This window comes from Escherichia sp. WS1451, assembly GCF_046487365.1.
Taxonomy (GTDB): Bacteria; Pseudomonadota; Gammaproteobacteria; order Enterobacterales; family Enterobacteriaceae; genus Escherichia; species Escherichia coli.
Genome location: NZ_JBJQJP010000002.1, coordinates 1 through 18,398 on the forward strand (window position 1 = coordinate 1; position 18,398 = coordinate 18,398).

Annotated in this window: 19 protein-coding genes; all 19 read left to right on the forward strand. The window is 53.0% G+C overall.

Annotation, left to right across the window (positions count from 1 at the left end):
* The coding region (locus tag ACJHX7_RS02765; RefSeq protein ID WP_268646609.1) for a phage portal protein at positions 1-289 on the forward strand (289 nt) is incomplete at its 5' end.
* Positions 267-917: an HK97 family phage prohead protease gene (locus ACJHX7_RS02770; RefSeq protein WP_001193631.1), complete on the forward strand. Its 651-nt coding sequence runs from the start codon at positions 267-269 to the stop codon at positions 915-917. The genes ACJHX7_RS02765 and ACJHX7_RS02770, both read left to right, overlap by 23 nt.
* 14 nt (positions 918-931) lie before the next feature.
* Positions 932-2,137, forward strand: coding sequence for a phage major capsid protein (locus tag ACJHX7_RS02775; protein ID WP_000257489.1), 1,206 nt, complete (start codon positions 932-934; stop codon positions 2,135-2,137).
* A 51-nt stretch (positions 2,138-2,188) separates the two neighbouring features.
* The gene (locus ACJHX7_RS02780) at positions 2,189-2,377 is read left to right on the forward strand and encodes a hypothetical protein (protein ID WP_000601355.1); all 189 of its coding nucleotides are present in this window, start codon (positions 2,189-2,191) and stop codon (positions 2,375-2,377) included.
* An 11-nt stretch (positions 2,378-2,388) separates the two neighbouring features.
* Positions 2,389-2,694 (forward strand): head-tail connector protein, encoded by a 306-nt coding sequence (locus ACJHX7_RS02785; RefSeq protein ID WP_000983037.1) that lies wholly within the window; start codon positions 2,389-2,391, stop codon positions 2,692-2,694.
* An 8-nt stretch (positions 2,695-2,702) separates the two neighbouring features.
* Positions 2,703-3,041, forward strand: a complete 339-nt coding sequence (locus tag ACJHX7_RS02790; RefSeq protein WP_064670758.1) for a phage head closure protein — start codon at positions 2,703-2,705, stop codon at positions 3,039-3,041.
* On the forward strand, positions 3,041-3,487 hold the full coding sequence (locus tag ACJHX7_RS02795; RefSeq protein ID WP_000347790.1) for an HK97-gp10 family putative phage morphogenesis protein: 447 nt from the start codon (positions 3,041-3,043) through the stop codon (positions 3,485-3,487). Before ACJHX7_RS02790 ends, ACJHX7_RS02795 begins: the two co-directional genes overlap by 1 nt.
* Entirely contained in the window at positions 3,484-3,828 is a 345-nt protein-coding gene (locus ACJHX7_RS02800) for a DUF3168 domain-containing protein (RefSeq protein ID WP_001209399.1), read from the forward strand. The genes ACJHX7_RS02795 and ACJHX7_RS02800 overlap by 4 nt, the downstream gene beginning before the upstream one ends.
* A 59-nt stretch (positions 3,829-3,887) precedes the next feature.
* Complete coding sequence (locus ACJHX7_RS02805; protein ID WP_000097533.1) at positions 3,888-4,592, forward strand: hypothetical protein; 705 nt, start codon at positions 3,888-3,890, stop codon at positions 4,590-4,592.
* A gap of 14 nt (positions 4,593-4,606) precedes the next feature.
* On the forward strand, positions 4,607-4,978 hold the full coding sequence (locus ACJHX7_RS02810) for a phage tail assembly chaperone (protein WP_000164661.1): 372 nt from the start codon (positions 4,607-4,609) through the stop codon (positions 4,976-4,978).
* A 23-nt stretch (positions 4,979-5,001) separates the two neighbouring features.
* Complete coding sequence (locus tag ACJHX7_RS02815; protein WP_000978930.1) at positions 5,002-5,280, forward strand: DUF4035 domain-containing protein; 279 nt, start codon at positions 5,002-5,004, stop codon at positions 5,278-5,280.
* Positions 5,281-5,326: 46 nt separating this feature from the next.
* On the forward strand, positions 5,327-8,554 hold the full coding sequence (locus tag ACJHX7_RS02820; protein WP_089518165.1) for a phage tail tape measure protein: 3,228 nt from the start codon (positions 5,327-5,329) through the stop codon (positions 8,552-8,554).
* Positions 8,532-8,888 carry a phage tail protein gene (locus tag ACJHX7_RS02825; RefSeq protein ID WP_040079256.1) on the forward strand — a complete coding sequence of 119 codons (357 nt, stop codon included), beginning with the start codon at positions 8,532-8,534 and terminating at the stop codon, positions 8,886-8,888. Before ACJHX7_RS02820 ends, ACJHX7_RS02825 begins: the two co-directional genes overlap by 23 nt.
* Positions 8,888-9,586, forward strand: a complete 699-nt coding sequence (locus ACJHX7_RS02830) for a phage minor tail protein L (protein ID WP_001152456.1) — start codon at positions 8,888-8,890, stop codon at positions 9,584-9,586. The genes ACJHX7_RS02825 and ACJHX7_RS02830 overlap by 1 nt, the downstream gene beginning before the upstream one ends.
* A 4-nt stretch (positions 9,587-9,590) precedes the next feature.
* The gene (locus ACJHX7_RS02835; protein ID WP_064732855.1) at positions 9,591-10,334 is read left to right on the forward strand and encodes a C40 family peptidase; all 744 of its coding nucleotides are present in this window, start codon (positions 9,591-9,593) and stop codon (positions 10,332-10,334) included.
* Complete coding sequence (locus ACJHX7_RS02840) at positions 10,232-10,879, forward strand: tail assembly protein (RefSeq protein WP_012311734.1); 648 nt, start codon at positions 10,232-10,234, stop codon at positions 10,877-10,879. The genes ACJHX7_RS02835 and ACJHX7_RS02840 overlap by 103 nt, the downstream gene beginning before the upstream one ends.
* A gap of 60 nt (positions 10,880-10,939) precedes the next feature.
* On the forward strand, positions 10,940-14,353 hold the full coding sequence (locus ACJHX7_RS02845; RefSeq protein ID WP_410231521.1) for a host specificity protein J: 3,414 nt from the start codon (positions 10,940-10,942) through the stop codon (positions 14,351-14,353).
* Positions 14,354-14,423: 70 nt separating this feature from the next.
* Positions 14,424-15,023 (forward strand): Ail/Lom family outer membrane beta-barrel protein, encoded by a 600-nt coding sequence (locus ACJHX7_RS02850; RefSeq protein ID WP_032265607.1) that lies wholly within the window; start codon positions 14,424-14,426, stop codon positions 15,021-15,023.
* Positions 15,024-15,087: 64 nt separating this feature from the next.
* A complete protein-coding gene (locus tag ACJHX7_RS02855) occupies positions 15,088-18,372 on the forward strand; it encodes a prophage tail fiber N-terminal domain-containing protein (RefSeq protein ID WP_410231522.1) in 3,285 nt (1,094 codons plus the stop codon).
* The last annotated feature ends 26 nt before the right edge of the window (positions 18,373-18,398 follow it).

Sequence of the window (18,398 nt, forward strand, 5' to 3'; positions counted from 1 at the left end):
GCGGATCAACACCGGACTGGTACGAAAAAGTAAGCAGGGCGTTTATTACGCCAAATTTAACGCCGGGGCGTTACTGCGCGGGGATATGAAGTCCCGTTTTGAAGCCTACGCCACCGGGATCAACTGGGGAATTTACTCTCCCAATGACTGCCGCGACCTGGAAGATATGAATCCGCGTCCCGGTGGGGATGTCTATCTCACACCGATGAACATGACCACGAAACCATCCGATGGCAGTAAAGCCGGTAAGCAGAAGGATAACGCCAATGCAGACGAAACAACGTCTTGATGTACCGCTGAGTCTGAAATCTGTCAGTGACTCCGGTGAGTTTGAAGGGTATGGCTCCGTCTTTGGTGTAAAGGACAGCCACGATGATGTGGTGATGTCCGGGGCATTTGCTGCTTCACTGCGGGCGTGGAGTGACAGAAAAGCGTTACCTGCGCTGCTCTGGCAGCACCGCATGGATGAACCCATCGGTGTTTACACCGAAATGAAGGAAGACGATGTCGGGCTTTACGTCAGGGGACGGTTGCTTATTGATGATGATCCCCTCGCAAAACGCGCACATGCACACATGAAGGCCGGTTCGTTAACCGGCCTTTCTATTGGGTACGTCCTGAAAGACTGGGAATACGACCGGAGCAAAGAAGCCTTTCTGCTGAAAGAAATCGACCTCTGGGAAGTCAGCCTGGTGACGTTCCCGTCTAACGACGAGGCGCGGATCAGCGACGTCAAGAACGCACTGGCCCGCGGGGAAATCCCCGAACAGAAAAAAATCGAAAGAGTCCTGCGTGATGTCGGACTCTCCCGTACCCAGGCCAAAGCATTCATGGCCGGGGGCTATGGCGCACTGTCCCTGCGCGACGCTGAGGATGTGGGCTCTGCACTGAATGCACTGAAAAATCTAAACTTCTAATCAGGAGAAATACGATGGCGGTTGATATTAAAGATGTCGAACAGGTCGCGCAGGAGCTGCAGCAGAAGTTTGACGACTTCAAAGCAAAGAACGACAAGCGCGTGGATGCGATTGAGCAGGAAAAAGGCAAACTTGCCGGGCAGGTGGAAACCCTGAACGGGAAACTCAGCGAGCTGGAAAACCTCAAAAGCGATCTTGAAAAAGAGCTGCTTGAGCTGAAACGTCCGGCAGGTGGTGCGCAAAATAAACTGGCCACCGAGCATAAAGAAGCGTTTGTGGGCTTCCTGCGTAAAGGCCGTGAAGATGGTCTGCGCGATCTGGAGCGCAAGGCATTACAGGTGGGCACCGATGAAGACGGCGGCTATGCCGTGCCGGAAGCACTGGATCGCAACATTCTCACCCTGCTGAAAGATGAAGTGGTGATGCGCCAGGAAGCCACGGTGATCAGCGTTGGTGGTTCCGACTACAAAAAACTGGTGAATCTGGGCGGCACGGCTTCCGGATGGGTTGGCGAGACTGACGCGCGCTCCCAGACTGCCACCTCAAAACTGGGCCTGATTGAACCTTTCATGGGGGAAATCTACGGTAACCCGCAGGCCACCCAGAAAATGCTGGATGATGCCTTTTTCAACGTGGAAGCATGGATCAACAGCGAGCTGGCAACCGAATTTGCCGAACAGGAAGAAATTGCCTTTACCACCGGCGATGGTACCAAGAAGCCGAAAGGGTTCCTGGCGTATGAGTCCACGGATGAAACAGACAAGGTCCGGGCGTTCGGCAAACTTCAGCATATTGTATCCGGCGAAGCGACGGCGGTGACCGCAGATGCCATTATCAAACTGATTTACACGCTGCGTAAGGCACACCGCACTGGCGCGAAGTTCATGATGAACAACAACAGTCTGTTTGCCATCCGTCTGCTGAAAGACAGTGAGGGTAACTATCTGTGGCGTCCGGGGCTGGAGCTGGGGCAGCCGTCCTCTCTGGCGGGTTACGCTATCGCTGAAAACGAACAGATGCCGGATATTGCCGCTGATGCGAAAGCCATTGCATTTGGTAACTTCAAACGGGGTTACACCATCGTTGACCGTATCGGTACCCGCATTCTGCGTGACCCGTACACCAATAAACCGTTTGTCGGTTTTTATACCACCAAGCGCACCGGCGGCATGCTGGTCGATTCGCAGGCCATCAAACTGCTGAAGATTGCAGCGGCGTAATCATTCAGGGGGCGCAGAAGTGCGCCCCCTGTTCTGACAGGTGAAAGAATCATGATCCTGAAACAAGATCTGAAATGGTCACCGGACGGTATGCGTGTTGAGATTATTCGGGCCGGTGAGTATGAAGATAAAGAATTACCCGAACGGGTACGCGAAATTGCCACTGCAGCTGGGATTGTCTCTGATAAGAGAACACCTGTTGCGCGGGGGGCTGATAAGTCTAAAAAACAGCATTCATAGAGGTTGCCCAAATGATGCCCACTCTGGAAGAGCTTCGTGTTCAGTGCCGGATTGATGATGACAATGAACAGGAGAATTCTCTTCTTATGATGTATCTGGCTGCTGCCAGGGAAGAGGCTGAAAAGTTTTTAAACCGGACGCTTTACGATGAAACTGTTTCTGAGCAGGATACGACCGGGCTTGTAATAACACCTCTGATAAAACTGCGTCTTATGCAACTGGTTGGCTACTGGTACGAGAACAGGGAAATGCAGGATGCAGTGCCTGATTTTTTCTATACCGGACTGCGGATGTATCGATTTCATCCCGGAACATAGGAGGATTCATGCAGGCAGGAAGATTACGTGATCGTGTGGTTATTCTGAATGTCACCACCGCCCGCTCTCCGTCAGGGCATCCGGTGGAGACGGTGACGGAGGGAGCTACCGTATGGGCAGAAGTTAAGGGTATCAGCGGGAGGGAGATAATCTCAGGCGGAGCAGAAACCGCTCAGGCTACGGTCAGAGTCTGGATGAGATTCCGGCGCGATGTGACAGCGACTTCACGTCTGAAAGTGCTGACCGGTGCATTTAAAGGGGCCATTCTGGGTATAGAAGGTCCACCAATACCGGATGCACGCGCTACCCGGCTTGAAATACTCTGCAGCCTGAAGGGGAATGTGTGATGGATTTCAGTCTTGATTTTTCCGGCCTGGCGGATATTGCACGGGATTTGGAGACGCTCAGCAGGGCAGAAAACAATAAGGTTCTGCGCGATGCCACCCGTGCCGGTGCTGAAGTTATGCGGGATGCAGTTGTTGAACGTGCGCCGGAGCGAACCGGGAAACTGAAGAAAAATGTGGTTGTTCTCACTCAGCGTTCAAAGCGTCGGGGGGAAATTATCTCGGGTGTCCACATTCGTGGACGGAACCTGCGAACCGGAAACAGTGATAACAGCATGAAAGCCAGTGATCCCCGAAATGCGTTTTACTGGCGCTTTGTGGAGCTGGGAACGATAAACATGCCCGCGCATCCGTTCATTCGCCCGGCTTTCGATACGACAGAGGAACTGGCAGCACAGATTGCCATACAGCGAATGAATCAGGCTATTGATGAGGTCTTAAGTAAATGAGAGAGACCACACTGTATTCCCTGCTGTCTCAACTGGCCGGAGGACAGGTTTATCCTTATGTGGTCCCGCTGACGGAGGGAAAGCCTGCGGTATCTCCGCCATGGCTGGTATTTTCTGTGGTGTCTGACACTGCGTCTGATGTGCTTGATGGTCAGGCTGAATCCAGAATTACCGTGCAGATCGATGTCTGGGCAACAGTACCTGATGACGCAGATGATATCCGTGAGCAGGCGCTTGATGCGGTAAGGCAACTTGCACCCTCCGTTATTTCTAAAACTCAGGGTTATGATCCTGATTCCCGTCTGAGCAGAGCCACGCTTGAATTTCAGGTAATAGCCTGAGGTCGTTAATGATTTTACCCACCCGCCGCTGGCGGGTTTTTTATTTTCAGGAGACGAGTATGTCCTCTAATTTTGAGCGTTCGCAACTGACGAAAATTATGATTTCGTCTGCACCGGTAACAGCAGAAACCCTGGATTCTGCCAGCTATCTTGGCCTGAGCTGTACAATCAAAGAGGTGCAGTTTACCGCAGGACAAAAGCAGGATATTGATGTCACCACGCTGTGTTCTGTTGAGCAGGAAAATATTAACGGCCTTGGTGCCGCGTCAGAGATTTCCATGTCAGGCAACTTTTACCTCAATGCTGCCCAGAACGCGTTGCGCAGTGCCTATGACAATGACACCACGTATGGCTTTAAAGTTATTTTTCCGTCAGGCAACGGATTTACCTTTATGGCAGAGGTGCGTCAGCATACCTGGTCTGCAGGAACTAATGGTGTTGTGGCTGCAACGTTTTCCCTGCGCCTGAAAGGTAAACCTGTGCTGACGACAGAGCCGCTGAAAGTGAAGGTCGATTTAAACAGCACGCTGCAGGTTTCTGCCGGAGCGAAACTCGAAATGGTGGTTGAGGCTGCCGGTGGTGTGCCGCCTTATTCTTATGTCTGGAAGAAAGGTAGTTCTCCTGTTTCCGGACAGACGGCGGCAACATTCAGTAAGGCATCAGCAGCATCAGGTGATGCCGGTGCGTATACCTGCGAGATTTCTGATTCAGCAAGCCCTGTTAACAAGGTGACCTCCACTTCCTGCACTGTTACCGTCAGTTAATGAGGATAGATGTGATGACTAAAAATATCCGCAATCTGGCACTGGCAACGATGTCGGGGTTTCGCCATAAAACTGTTGATGTGCCTGAATGGGAAGGGGCAACGGTTGTATTACGGGAACCTTCTGCAGAAGCCTGGTTGCGCTGGCAGGAGATCGTTAAAGCAAAAGATGATGAGACACCGTTATCCGTTGCGGAGCGCGCCCGCCGAAATCTGGAAGCGGATGTTGAACTGTTCATCGATGTTCTGTGTGATACCGGACTGCAACCTGTATTTTCAGAGGATGATCGTGAACAGGTGATTGCCGTGTATGGCCCGGTGCATGCGCGGCTTCTTCGGCAGTCTCTGGAACTAATCAGTGATGCCGGCGAGGTTAAAAAAAAGTAGCGCTTCCGGGGATGCGTTTTCTGATGATGCTGGCGCTCAGGATGGGGCGCACATTGTCAGAGTTACGCCGGGAAATGTCCGCATCAGAAATCATGATGTGGGCAGAATTTGACAGGTTCAGCCCGCTGGGGGACGAACGGGCTGATATCCGGGCTGCCCAGATTGTTTCAGCTGTTTACGGTGCGCAGGGGGTCAAAGTGCCACTGAATGATGCGCTTCTTCAGTGGGAGAAGGAGCAGACAGAAGGCGTATCAGATCCATTTGCTGGACTGGAAAACGCGCTTTTAATAGTGTCTCAGTGAGTCAACATAACCGCTTCGGCGGTTTTTTTTCGTCCGGAGAATGAGTGTGGCGACATTACGTGAACTGATTATTAAAATCTCGGCAAATTCCCGGTCATTCCAGTCAGAGATCTCCCGGGCTTCGCGTATGGGGCAGGATTACTACCGTACCATGCAGAACGGAGGCCGACAGTCCGCTGCTGCATCCCGTGAAATGCGGCGTGCACTGGCAGAAGTGACGGATCAGATAAATACAGCTAAATCTTCGGCACTGAACATGGCGGGGGCATTTGCCGGGGCTTTTGCTACCGGTCATCTTATTTCTCTCGCCGATGAGTGGAATTCAGTAAATGCCCGTCTGAAGCAGGCCTCACAGTCCAGTGATGATTTTCAGTCATCACAGCGTGAATTAATGGCGATCAGCCAGAGAACGGGGACGGCGTTTTCTGATAACGCCAGCCTTTTTGCCCGTTCTGCAGCTTCCATGCGGGAGTATGGTTACAGTTCTGAGGAGGTACTGAAAGTCACCGAGGCGATCTCCACGGGCCTGAAATTATCCGGTGCCAGTACAGCAGAAGCCAGTTCGGTGATCACGCAGTTCAGTCAGGCACTGGCGCAGGGAGTGCTGCGCGGTGAAGAGTTTAACTCGGTGAATGAGAACGGCGATCGTGTTATTCGTGCGCTGGCTGCGGGAATGGGGGTTGCCCGTAAGGATCTGAAGGCCATGGCGGATAACGGAAAACTGACCGCCGATAAGGTTGTTCCTGCACTGATTAGTCAGCTTGGGGCGTTGCGTGATGAATATGCAGCAATGCCTGATACGGTTTCATCCTCTGCAACCAAAGTTGAAAACGCCTTTATGGCCTGGGTTGGTGGTGCGAACGAGGCAAGCGGAGTGACGAAGACGCTCTCCGGTGTGCTGAATGGTATTGCAGGCAATATTGACACCGTGGCAACCGCTGCTGGTGCTCTGGTTGCCGTCGGGGTAGCCCGATATTTTGGCAATATGGCGTCGTCTGCTGGATCTGCAACTGCCGGATTAATTACTGCAGCCAGAAACGAAGTGGCTCTTGCTGAAGTGCAACTTCGGGGGACACAGATAGCAACCGCCAGGGCGCGTGCGGCGGTTTATCGTGCGCAACAGGCGGTTGTTGCTGCTCGCGGTACCGAAAGGCAGGCCGCAGCAGAAGCGAAGCTGACAGCTGCCCAGGCGTCACTTACCCGTAATATTGCGGCCAGAACAGCGGCACAGACAACGCTGAATACTGTCACGTCAGTGGGGAGTCGTCTGTTAAGTGGTGCGCTGGGGTTGGTTGGTGGTGTGCCGGGACTCGTCATGCTGGGGGCGACGGCCTGGTACACGATGTATCAGAATCAGGAGCAGGCCAGAGAATCTGCACGCCAGTATGCCGCAACAATCGACGAAATTCGCCAGAAAACGTCGGCAATGTCGCTTCCTGAAGCGTCAGATAATGAGGAAAAGACGCGGCAGGCACTTGATGAGCAAAACAGGTTAATTGACGAGCAGAAAAGTAAGATTAAATCCTTACAGGAAAAAATTGCTGGCTATCAGTATGTGCTGGCAAACCCGGGCTGGACAACCGATAACGGTTTTATGATTAACCACATGACGTCGGTAAAAACTGTCACAGAAGGGCTTGCAGAAGCAACAAATCAACTGGCAGTTGAACAGTCCCGTCTCACACAAATGCAGGGCAAAGCGCAATCCATTCAGGATGTGCTTGCCGGGCTGGAGGAGCGACGGGTGGCGTTGATCCGTCAACAGGCCGCGGAACAAAACAAAGCGTATCAGTCCCTGTTGATCATGAATGGGCAGCATACCGAGTTTAATCGCCTTCTCGGGCTCGGTAATGAATTACTTCAGCAGCGACAGGGGCTGGTGAATGTACCGTTACGGCTACCACAGGCAACCCTGGATGATAAACAGCAGACCGCACTGAATAACAGTGAGCGCGAACTGGCTCTGTCCCGCCTGAAGGGGGAAGCCCGTGAGCGTGCCCGCCTGGGTTATGCTGCGGATGATCTCGGCTTTGTGGGAGAGGCGTATCAGACAGCCAGACAGAATTATATCAATAACTCACTGGATGCCTGGCGAAATAACCAGGCAAATAAACCCAAAGCGCATAAAAAGACCGAAGCGGAAAAAACAGAAGATATTTATAAACGGCTGATTAAACAGCAAAAAGAACAAATAGCACTGGCAGGGCAGAATACTGAACTGGCTAAGATGAAATATCAGGTCAGTCAGGGCGAATTATCAACCCTGTCAGAAGCGCAGAAAAAAACGCTTTTGCAGAATGCAGCACTCATCGACCAGAAAAAGATTCGTGAGCAGCTTGCTGCGTATGAGAGCAGTCTGGCGGACAGTAATGCCAGTGCCCGGGCATCTGACGAAGCGCAGTTGCTGGGATATGGTGAAGGCTCACGGATGCGTGAACGACTCCAGGAAATGTGGAGTATCCGGCAGGCGTTTGAGCAGAAAAATAACGAGTTGCTGAGACAGTATCAGGCCGGAGAAATTGAAGAAGCTCTGTGGAAACAGGAGAAAGAACTGAATAAAAAATATCTGGAAGAGCGTCTCAGCGATCAGCAGGATTATTATGCAAAGGCCGATGCTTTACGTAATAACTGGAATGCCGGACTCCAGGAGGGACTGACCAACTGGGCAGACAGTGCCACCGATTATGCTTCACAGGCGGCAGATGCTGTCGTTTCCACGATGGACGGGCTGGTATCAAATATTTCCGATGCACTGGCCGGGAATGTTGTGGACTGGAGGAACTGGGGGAGTTCAGTTCTCCGGGAAGTTTCAAAAATTCTGATGAATGCAGCCATTGTTAACGGACTGAAATCACTCTCCGGTGCCGGAGGGTGGCTTGGTACGGTCGGCGGATGGATTTCGGGGGCAGTGGCAAACGCAAAAGGTGGTGTTTACACATCGGCAAATCTGAGTGCTTACAGTAACACTATTGTGGATACACCGACGTATTTTGCTTTTGCGAAAGGTGCCGGGTTGATGGGCGAGGCCGGGCCTGAAGCAATCATGCCACTGACACGGGCAGCGGACGGCTCTCTTGGGGTCAGGGCCATTGGAAATGTGAATGGTGGCGGTGGATTTGTTTACTCTCCCGTGTATCACATCAGCATTCAGAATCAAGGGAGCAATGGCGAGATAGATGCGCGCTCAGCCAGGGGACTGGTGGATCTGATCGACAGCAGGGTTGTGTCAATTATGCAGTCATCGCGTCGGGATGGAGGATTGTACAGTGCCTGAGCCTGAAGTTTTTAACTGGATCCCCCGTGAGGGGATGGAGACGACACGAAAGCCATCAGTTATTACGGTAAAGTTTGGTGACGGATATGAACAGCGACGGGCTGGTGGTCTGAATGCGGATCTGAAAACGTTTAAACCGGTATTTCGTGTCACAGATGAATATTCCCGTGCCGCGCTGGACAGTTTTTTATCCCGTCATGCCGGGATTCGTGCTTTTTTGTGGCGTCCGCCAAAACACAACAGGACTGTCCGGGTTGTCTGCAGGGAGTGGAGCATTTCGGATAATACCATGTATACCGATTTTAACTGTACCTTTGAAGAGGTCACTCACTGATGCAGGATATACAGCAGGAAACACTCAATGAGTGCACTAAAACGGAGCAATCCGCGCTGGTCGTGCTCTGGGAAATTGATCTGACAGAAGTCGGCGGAGATCGTTATTTCTTCTGTAATGAGCAGAACGAAAAAGGTGAACCAGTCACCTGGCAGGGGCGGCAGTATCAGGCTTATCCCATTCAGGGAAGCGGATTTGAGATGAACGGCAAAGGAGCCAGTGCAAGGCCAACGCTTAAAGTCTCTAATCTGTACGGCATGGTCACCGGGATGGCGGAAGATCTGCAGAGTCTGGTCGGCGGAACGGTGGTCCGGCGTAAGGTTTACGCCCGTTTTCTGGATGCGGTGAACTTCGTCAACGGAAACAGTGACGCCGATCCGGAGCAGGAGGTGATCAGCCGCTGGCGCATCGAACAGTGCAGCGAACTGAGCGCGGTCAGTGCCTCTTTTGTGCTGTCCACACCGACGGAAACGGATGGTGCTGTTTTTCCGGGGCGCATCATGCTGGCCAACACCTGCACCTGGATCTACCGCGGCGATGAGTGCGGTTATGATGGCCCGGCGGTCGCGGATGAATATGACCAGCCAACGTCCGATATCACGAAGGATAAATGCAGCAAATGCCTGAGTGGTTGCAAGTTCCGCAATAACGTCGGCAATTTTGGCGGCTACCTTTCCATTAACAAACTTTCGCAGTAAACCCATGACAGAGACAGAATCAGCGATTCTGGCGCACGCCCGGCGATGTGCGCCAGCGGAGTCGTGCGGCTTCGTGGTGAGAACGCCGGAGGGGGACAGATATTTTCCCTGCGTGAATATCTCCGGTGAGCCGGAGGCGTATTTCCGGATGTCGCCGGAGGACTGGCTGCAGGCAGAGATGCAGGGGGAGGTTGTGGCACTGGTCCACAGCCACCCCGGTGGTCTGCCCTGGCTGAGTGAGGTCGACAGGCGGCTGCAGGTGCAGAGTGATTTGCCGTGGTGGCTGGTCTGCCGGGGGGCGATTCACAAGTTCCGCTGTGTGCCACATCTTACCGGGCGGCGCTTTGAGCACGGGGTGACGGACTGTTACACGCTGTTCCGGGATGCATACCATCTGGCGGAAATTGAGATGCCGGATTTTTATCGCGGGGATGACTGGTGGCGTAACGGCCAGAATCTCTATCTTGACAATATGGAGGCGACTGGTTTTTACCGTGTCGCACTGACAGAGGCGCAGCCGGGCGATGTGCTGCTGTGCTGTTTTGGTTCATCGGTGCCGAATCATGCCGCCATTTACTGCGGCGACGGCGAGCTGCTGCACCATATTCCTGAACAACTGAGCAAACGAGAGAGGTATACCGACAAATGGCAGCGACGCACACACTCCCTCTGGCGTCACCGGGCATGGCACGCATCTGCCTTTACGGGAATTTACAACGATTTGGCCGCCGCATCGACCTTCGTGTGAAAACGGGGGCCGAAGCCATCCGGGCGCTGGCCATGCAGATCCCGGCGTTTCGTCAGAAACTGAGTGACGGCTGGTATCAGGTACGGATTGCCGGGCGTGATGCAGGTGAAACCGAATTGTCTGCCCGTCTTAATGAGCCGCTGGCAAATGGTGCCGTGATCCACATCGTTCCGCGTCTGGAGGGGGCCAAAAGTGGCGGTGTGTTTCAGGCGGTGCTGGGTGCGGCGCTGATTGCGGTGGCATGGTGGAACCCTGTGGGCTGGCTGGGGGCCGCGGCTGTATCGGGTATGTATGCAGCAGGGGCCAGTATGATCCTGGGTGGTGTGGCGCAGATGCTGGCACCGAAAGCCAGGACGCCCACGGCAGCCAGTACAGATAACGGCAAACAGAACACGTATTTCTCGTCACTGGATAACATGGTTGCCCAGGGCAATGTTCTGCCCGTTCTGTACGGTGAAATGCGTGTGGGGTCGCGGGTGGTATCTCAGGAGATCAGCACGGCAGATGAAGGTGATGGTGGTCAGGTTGTGGTGATTGGTCGCTGATGAAAAATGTTTTATGTGAAACCGCCTCCGGGCGGTTTTGTCGTTTATGGAGCGTGAGGAATGGGTAAAGGCAGCAGTAAGGGGCATACCCCGCGCGAAGCGAAGGACAACCTGAAGTCCACGCAGTTGCTGAGTGTGATTGATGCCATCAGCGAAGGTCCGGTTGAAGGTCCGGTGGATGGATTAAAAAGCGTGCTGCTGAACAGTACGCCGGTGCTGGACAGTGAGGGGAATACCAACATCGCCGGTGTCACGGTGGTGTTCCGGGCTGGTGAGCAGGAGCAGACTCCGCCGGAGGGATTTGAATCCTCCGGCTCCGAGACGGTGCTGGGTACGGAAGTGAAATACGACACGCCGATCACCCGCACCATCACGTCGGCAAACATCGACCGACTGCGCTTTACCTTCGGTGTGCAGGCACTGGTGGAAACCACCTCAAAGGGGGACCGGAATCCGTCGGAAGTTCGCCTGCTGGTTCAGATACAGCGTAATGGTGGCTGGGTGACGGAAAAAGACATCACCATTAAGGGCAAAACCACCTCGCAGTATCTGGCCTCGGTGGTGGTGGATAACCTGCCGCCGCGCCCGTTTAATATCCGGATGCGCAGGATGACGCCGGACAGCACCACAGACCAGCTGCAGAACAAAACGCTCTGGTCGTCATACACCGAAATCATCGATGTGAAACAGTGCTACCCGAACACGGCACTGGTCGGCGTGCAGGTGGACTCGGAGCAGTTCGGCAGCCAGCAGGTGAGCCGTAATTATCATCTTCGCGGGCGCATTCTGCAGGTGCCGTCGAACTATAACCCGCAGACGCGGCAATACAGTGGTATCTGGGACGGAACGTTAAAACCGGCATACAGCAACAACATGGCCTGGTGTCTGTGGGATATGCTGACCCATCCGCGCTACGGCATGGGGAAACGTCTTGGTGCGGCAGATGTGGACAAATGGACGCTGTACGTTATCGGCCAGTACTGCGACCAGTTGGTACCGAATGGTTTTGGCGGCACGGAGCCGCGCATCACCTGTAATGCCTGGCTGACCACACAGCGTAAGGCGTGGGATGTGCTCAGTGATTTCTGCTCGGCGATGCGCTGTATGCCGGTATGGAACGGGCAGACGCTGACGTTCGTGCAGGACCGACCATCAGATAAGGTATGGACCTATAACCGCAGTAATGTGGTGATGCCGGATGATGGCGCGCCGTTCCGCTACAGCTTCAGCGCCCTGAAGGACCGCCATAATGCCGTTGAGGTGAACTGGATTGACCCGAACAACGGCTGGGAGACGGCGACAGAGCTTGTTGAAGATACGCAGGCCATTGCCCGTTACGGTCGTAATGTCACGAAGATGGATGCCTTTGGCTGTACCAGCCGGGGGCAGGCACACCGCGCCGGGCTGTGGCTGATTAAAACGGAGCTGCTGGAAACGCAGACCGTGGACTTCAGCGTGGGTGCTGAAGGGCTTCGCCATGTACCGGGCGATGTCATTGAAATCTGCGATGATGACTATGCCGGTATCAGCACCGGCGGGCGCGTGCTGGCGGTGAACCACCAGACCCGGACGCTGACGCTCGACCGTGAAATCACGCTGCCATCCTTCGGTACCACGCTGATAAGCCTGGTTGACGGAAGTGGCAATCCGGTAAGCGTGGAGGTTCAGTCCGTCACCGACGGCGTGAAGGTGAAAGTGAGCCGTGTTCCTGACGGCGTTGCTGAATACAGCGTATGGGGGCTGAAGCTGCCGACGTTGCGCCAGCGCCTGTTCCGCTGCGTGAGTATCCGTGAGAACGACGACGGCACGTATGCCATCACCGCCGTGCAGCATGTACCGGAAAAAGAGGCCATCGTGGATAACGGGGCGCACTTTGACGGCGACCAGAGCGGCACGGTAAATGGTGTCACGCCGCCAGCGGTGCAGCACCTGACCGCAGAAGTCACCGCAGACAGCGGGGAATATCAGGTGCTGGCGCGCTGGGACACACCGAAGGTGGTGAAGGGGGTGAGCTTCCTGCTTCGCCTGACCGTGGCAGCGGATGACGGCAGTGAGCGGCTGGTCAGCACGGCCCGGACGACGGAAACCACATACCGCTTCACGCAACTGGCGCTGGGGCGGTACACGCTGACAGTCCGGGCGGTAAATGCGTGGGGACAGCAGGGCGATCCGGCGTCGGTATCGTTCCGGATTGCCGCCCCGGCAGCGCCGTCGCGGATTGAGCTGACGCCGGGCTATTTTCAGATAACCGCCACGCCGCATCTTGCCGTTTATGACCCGACGGTACAGTTTGAGTTCTGGTTCTCGGAAAAGCGGATTACCGATATCAGGCAGGTTGAAACCACAGCCCGCTATCTTGGTACGGCGCTGTACTGGATAGCCGCCAGTATCAATATCAAACCGGGCCATGATTATTACTTTTATATCCGCAGTGTGAACACCGTTGGCAAATCGGCATTTGTGGAGGCCGTCGGTCGGGCGAGCGATGATGCGGAAGGTTACCTGGATTTTTTCAAAGGCCAGATAACCGAATCCCATCTCGGCAAGGAGCTGCTGGAAAAAGTCGACCTGACGGAGGATAACGCCAGCAGACTGGAGGAGTTTTCGAAAGAGTGGAAAGACGCCAACGATAAATGGAATGCCATGTGGGGCGTCAAAATTGAGCAGACCGAAGACGGTAAGCATTATGTCGCGGGGCTTGGCCTCAGCATGGAGGATACAGAGGAAGGCAAACTGAGCCAGTTTCTGGTTGCTGCTAACCGTATCGCGTTTATTGACCCGGCAAACGGGAATGAAACGCCGATGTTTGTGGCGCAGGGCAACCAGATATTCATGAACGACGTGTTCCTGAAACGCCTGACGGCCCCCACCATTACCAGCGGTGGCAGTCCTCCGGTATTTTCCCTGACATCAGACGGAAAGCTGACCGCTAAAAATGCGGATATCAGTGGCAGTGTGAATGCGAACTCCGGGACGCTCAACAACGTCACGATAAATGAAAACTGTACGATTAAGGGCATGCTGGAGGCGAATCAGGTCAGAGGTGATTTTGTTAAAACAGTATCCAAATCATTCCCGAAAAAGGCTGGTACGTGGGGTAACACGGAAACACCAGACGGGACGGTTACAGTCACCATCAGCGATGATCATAACTTTGACCGTCAAATCATTATTCCGCCCATTATCTTTAACGGTATAGCGTATGATGATCCGGGAAGTGGTGATAACCCGGGAGGTACAAGGTACACGGGGTATGGTTTTGAAGTTCGCAAAAACGGCGTATTAATCGCATCCAGAGAAACTAAAGGGGCCATTCCCGGTAGTTACAGTGCGGTTATTGATATGCCGAGTGGCAGGGGAAGCGTCACTCTGGAGTTTAAGATTTTCCAGAAAGGCAATCAGGGGGCAGGCAATATCACCGACTGTACGGTGATTGTGACCAAAAAGGCTGCTTCCGGCATCAGTATTCGTTGAAATTGTTATAACCCCAATAAAGGGCGTCAGGAATGACGCCTTTTTTATTGCAGAAAAGCGAGAGGTAATTATGCGTAAAGTTTGTGCAGCCATTTTGTCCGCAGCCATCTGTCTGGTCGTATCCGGTGCGCCTGCATGGGCGTCTGAACATCAGTCCACGCTGAGCGCGGGGTATCTTCATGCCTCGACGAACGTTCCCGGCAGCGATGATCTTAACGGGATTAACGTGAAATACCGCTATGAGTTTACGGACACGCTGGGGATGGTGACGTCATTCAGCTATGCAGAAGACAAGAATCGCCAGCTGACTCATTACAGCGATACCCGCTGGCATGAAGATTCCGTGCGTAACCGCTGGTTCAGCGTGATGGCGGGGCCGTCTGTGCGCGTGAATGAATGGTTCAGCGCGTATGCGATGGCGGGTGTGGCTTACAGCCGTGTTTCGACTTTCTCCGGGGATTATCTCCGCGTAACTGACAACAAGGGGAAAACGCACGAAGTGCTGACCGGAAGTGATGACGGTCGCCGCAGCAACACGTCTCTGGCGTGGGGGGCTGGCGTGCAGTTTAACCCGACCGAATCCGTGGCCATTGATATTGCTTATGAAGGCTCCGGCAGTGGTGACTGGCGCACTGACGGTTTCATCGTGGGTGTCGGTTATAAATTCTGATTAGCCAGGTAACACAGTGTTATGACAGCCCGCCGGTTCAGGCGGGCTTTTTTGTGGGGTGAATATGGCAGTAAAGATTTCAGGTGTACTGAAAGACGGTGCAGGTAAACCGGTACAGAACTGCACAATCCAGCTGAAAGCAAAACGTAACAGCACCACGGTGGTGGTGAACACGGTGGCCTCAGAAAATCCGGATGAAGCCGGGCGTTACAGCATGGACGTTGAGTACGGTCAGTACAGCGTTATTCTGATGGTGGAAGGCTTCCCGCCATCGCATGCCGGGACCATCACCGTGTATGAAGACTCACAACCGGGTACGCTGAATGATTTTCTCGGTGCCATGACGGAGGATGATGCCCGTCCGGAGGCACTGCGCCGCTTTGAACTGATGGTGGAAGAGGTGGCGCGTAACGCGTCCGCAGTGGCACAGAACACGGCAGCCGCGAAGAAGTCAGCCAGCGATGCCGGCACATCAGCCCGTGAGGCGGCAACCCATGCGACTGATGCTGCAGGCTCAGCACGTGCAGCCAGCACATCAGCCGGGCAGGCCGCGACGTCGGCTCAGTCAGCGTCTTCCAGCGCAGGAACGGCATCAACAAAGGCTACTGAAGCATCAAAAAGTGCTGCCGCTGCAGAGTCCTCAAAAAGCGCGGCGGCTACCAGTGCCGGTGCGGCGAAAACGTCAGAAACGAATGCTGCAGCGTCACAAAAATCTGCAGCCACTTCTGCATCCACCGCGACCACGAAAGCGTCAGAAGCTGCCACCTCAGCCCGGGATGCGGCGGCCTCAAAAGAGGCAGCGAAATCATCAGAAACGAGCGCAGCCTCGAGCGCCAGTAGTGCAGCCTCTTCGGCAACGGCGGCAGGAAATTCCGCGAAGGCCGCAAAAACGTCTGAGACGAATGCGGATAACAGCGCACAGGCGGCAGCGGCCTCACAAACTGCATCGGCAAACTCCGCGACAGCAGCCAAAAAATCAGAAACCAACGCGAAAAATAGCGAGGCAGCAGCAAAGAGCAGCGAAACTAATGCTAAATCCAGTGAAACAAACGCGGCGAAATCTGCAGCGGACGCACTTAATTATCGCAACCAGGCACAATCCGTTGTTGGTAACAATATTGGTCTTGGTGAAGTTGCTATGACCTGCACTGATATCTCTGTTGAGCCATCAGGTTATATTGGATTTATCAGGATTTACATCTCAGCGAAAGGTTATCCATCAGTAGCGTCTAGTGCCGGGGATAATCTTATTTCTGGTTATATAGTTAGATCAGAAGTGTCAACAAAAAGATATTCCGGTCTATTTGTTGGTTCAGATACAAAATCATTGTATTCGTACATTTACAGCCAAAGTTCTGGCCCGCAATGGATACGTCATACCCGCAGAGATGAATTAAGCCGCTTTGGTCAAAATGAATCAACAACTCGTATGTATGGTCCAACTGGTGATCGTTTCTTTGAAATCCATACTAACGGGAGTTGGGGGGTTTATGATTCTTCTTCTGGACAATGGTCTCCGTTAGGTTTAGCCCAGGGTGGTACTGGTGGAAGAACTATCGAGCAAGCACGTGCGAACTTGCGGGTAATGTATGAGCAAAAAGCTGGCCTTGCTAATACTGACCTAAACACCCTTACCGGTGAATATTCTGGTTTCTATCAACAACCAACGAGCGCTTACGCAACAGAAGAATTAAATTACCCAATCGGTCTGGCGGGCGCTTTAATAGTGCTCCAAACGAGAGCCAACACTGCTTCTTCCTGCGTTCAGGTGTACCACCCTTATAATAATCCGGGAATTACTTATAGACGAATATATGAAGGAGGTAGCGGTACCTGGTCTGAATGGAAGAGAGATGTATCAACAGAAAGGGTTGAAGAGGGAAAAGAAACAACTTACGTATATTCTACGTATTCTTCAGGCGCACCACGCTTACAGGTTTCCAAATCTGGTTTGTGGGGTTGTCATAATGGCACTGGCTGGTTGCCATTAGCTGTTGGGCAAGGAGGTACAGGTGCGACAACAGTAGAAGATGCGCGAAACAACTTAAGTCTTGGCGAAAGTAGCGCAGTTAAATTTAAAAACCTTACTTTAACCGAAGCGCTCGACACGACATTAGGACTGCTTACAAAAACAGGACGAGACTGGAACACGCAGCATACTGATAACATTAATAAATTTATACCAATTGCAGGCAGTACAAACGGCCCGGCAGGCTCTATGGTTCTTGGCGGCATTCATGTTCAATTTAGTAAAAATTATGCTGTGCAGTTCGGAGGCCGCAATTCCGGTTTTTGGGGAAGAACAATTGAAAATGGAACGACGCAGGAATGGAAGAAATTACTAACAGTAGACGATCTCAATTCATCTACCGATCTTGCTGTCAGGTCATTAACCACATCTAACCCGGTAAAATCTGGCGGAGGGCGAATTGATGTCCTTGGAAGCACGTCAGACTATAGCAAAATGGATTGCTTTGTACGTGGGTTTGATAGCACCGGTAATTCTCTCGCGTGGGCGTTGGGTTCATCAGTCGGCGTAAGTAAGATGCTGTCGCTAAAAAATTTCTTTAGCGGAGCTGAGATACTGCTAAATGGTAATGACGGCGCGGTTCAACTCAAAACAGGTGCTGTTAACGGGGCTAAAGCGCAGGCGCTCACTATCAACAAGGATGAGGTTAATTCAACTGTTGATTTAACTCTTACAAAACAAACAGGGACTGGCAATCGTTTTGTTTTACAGAACTTAGGTAATACAGAACTATCATTTGCCGCAAAAGTATGGGGATCAAGTGATCGACAAAACGTTTTTGAGGTTGGAACGTCTGCCGGATACCTGTTTTATGCGCAAAAAACGTCAGCAGGCCAGTTGTTTGATGTAAATGGCGCTATTAATTGCACAACGCTGAATCAGTCATCGGATCGCGACCTTAAAGACGATATTCGTGTTATCAGTGACGCAACAGAAGCTATCCGTAAAATGAACGGGTACACCTACACGCTTAAAGAAAACGGTATGCCTTACGCTGGTGTTATTGCACAGGAGGCAATGGAGGCAATACCGGAAGCGGTAGGCTCATTCACTCATTACGGTGAAGAGTTGCAGGGACCAACGGTTGACGGCAATGAATTACGTGAAGAAACACGTTATCTGAATGTTGACTACGCCGCCGTGACTGGCTTACTTGTTCAGGTCGCCCGTGAAACAGATGATCGCGTTACCGCGCTGGAAGAGGAAAACACAACGCTACGTGAAAATCTGGCAACAGCAGACACCCGGATCACCACTCTGGAAAATCAGGTAAGCGAACTGGTTGCACTTGTCCGGCAGTTAACAGGAAGCGAACATTGATATCCTTCAAGCCCTGAAGGAGGCTG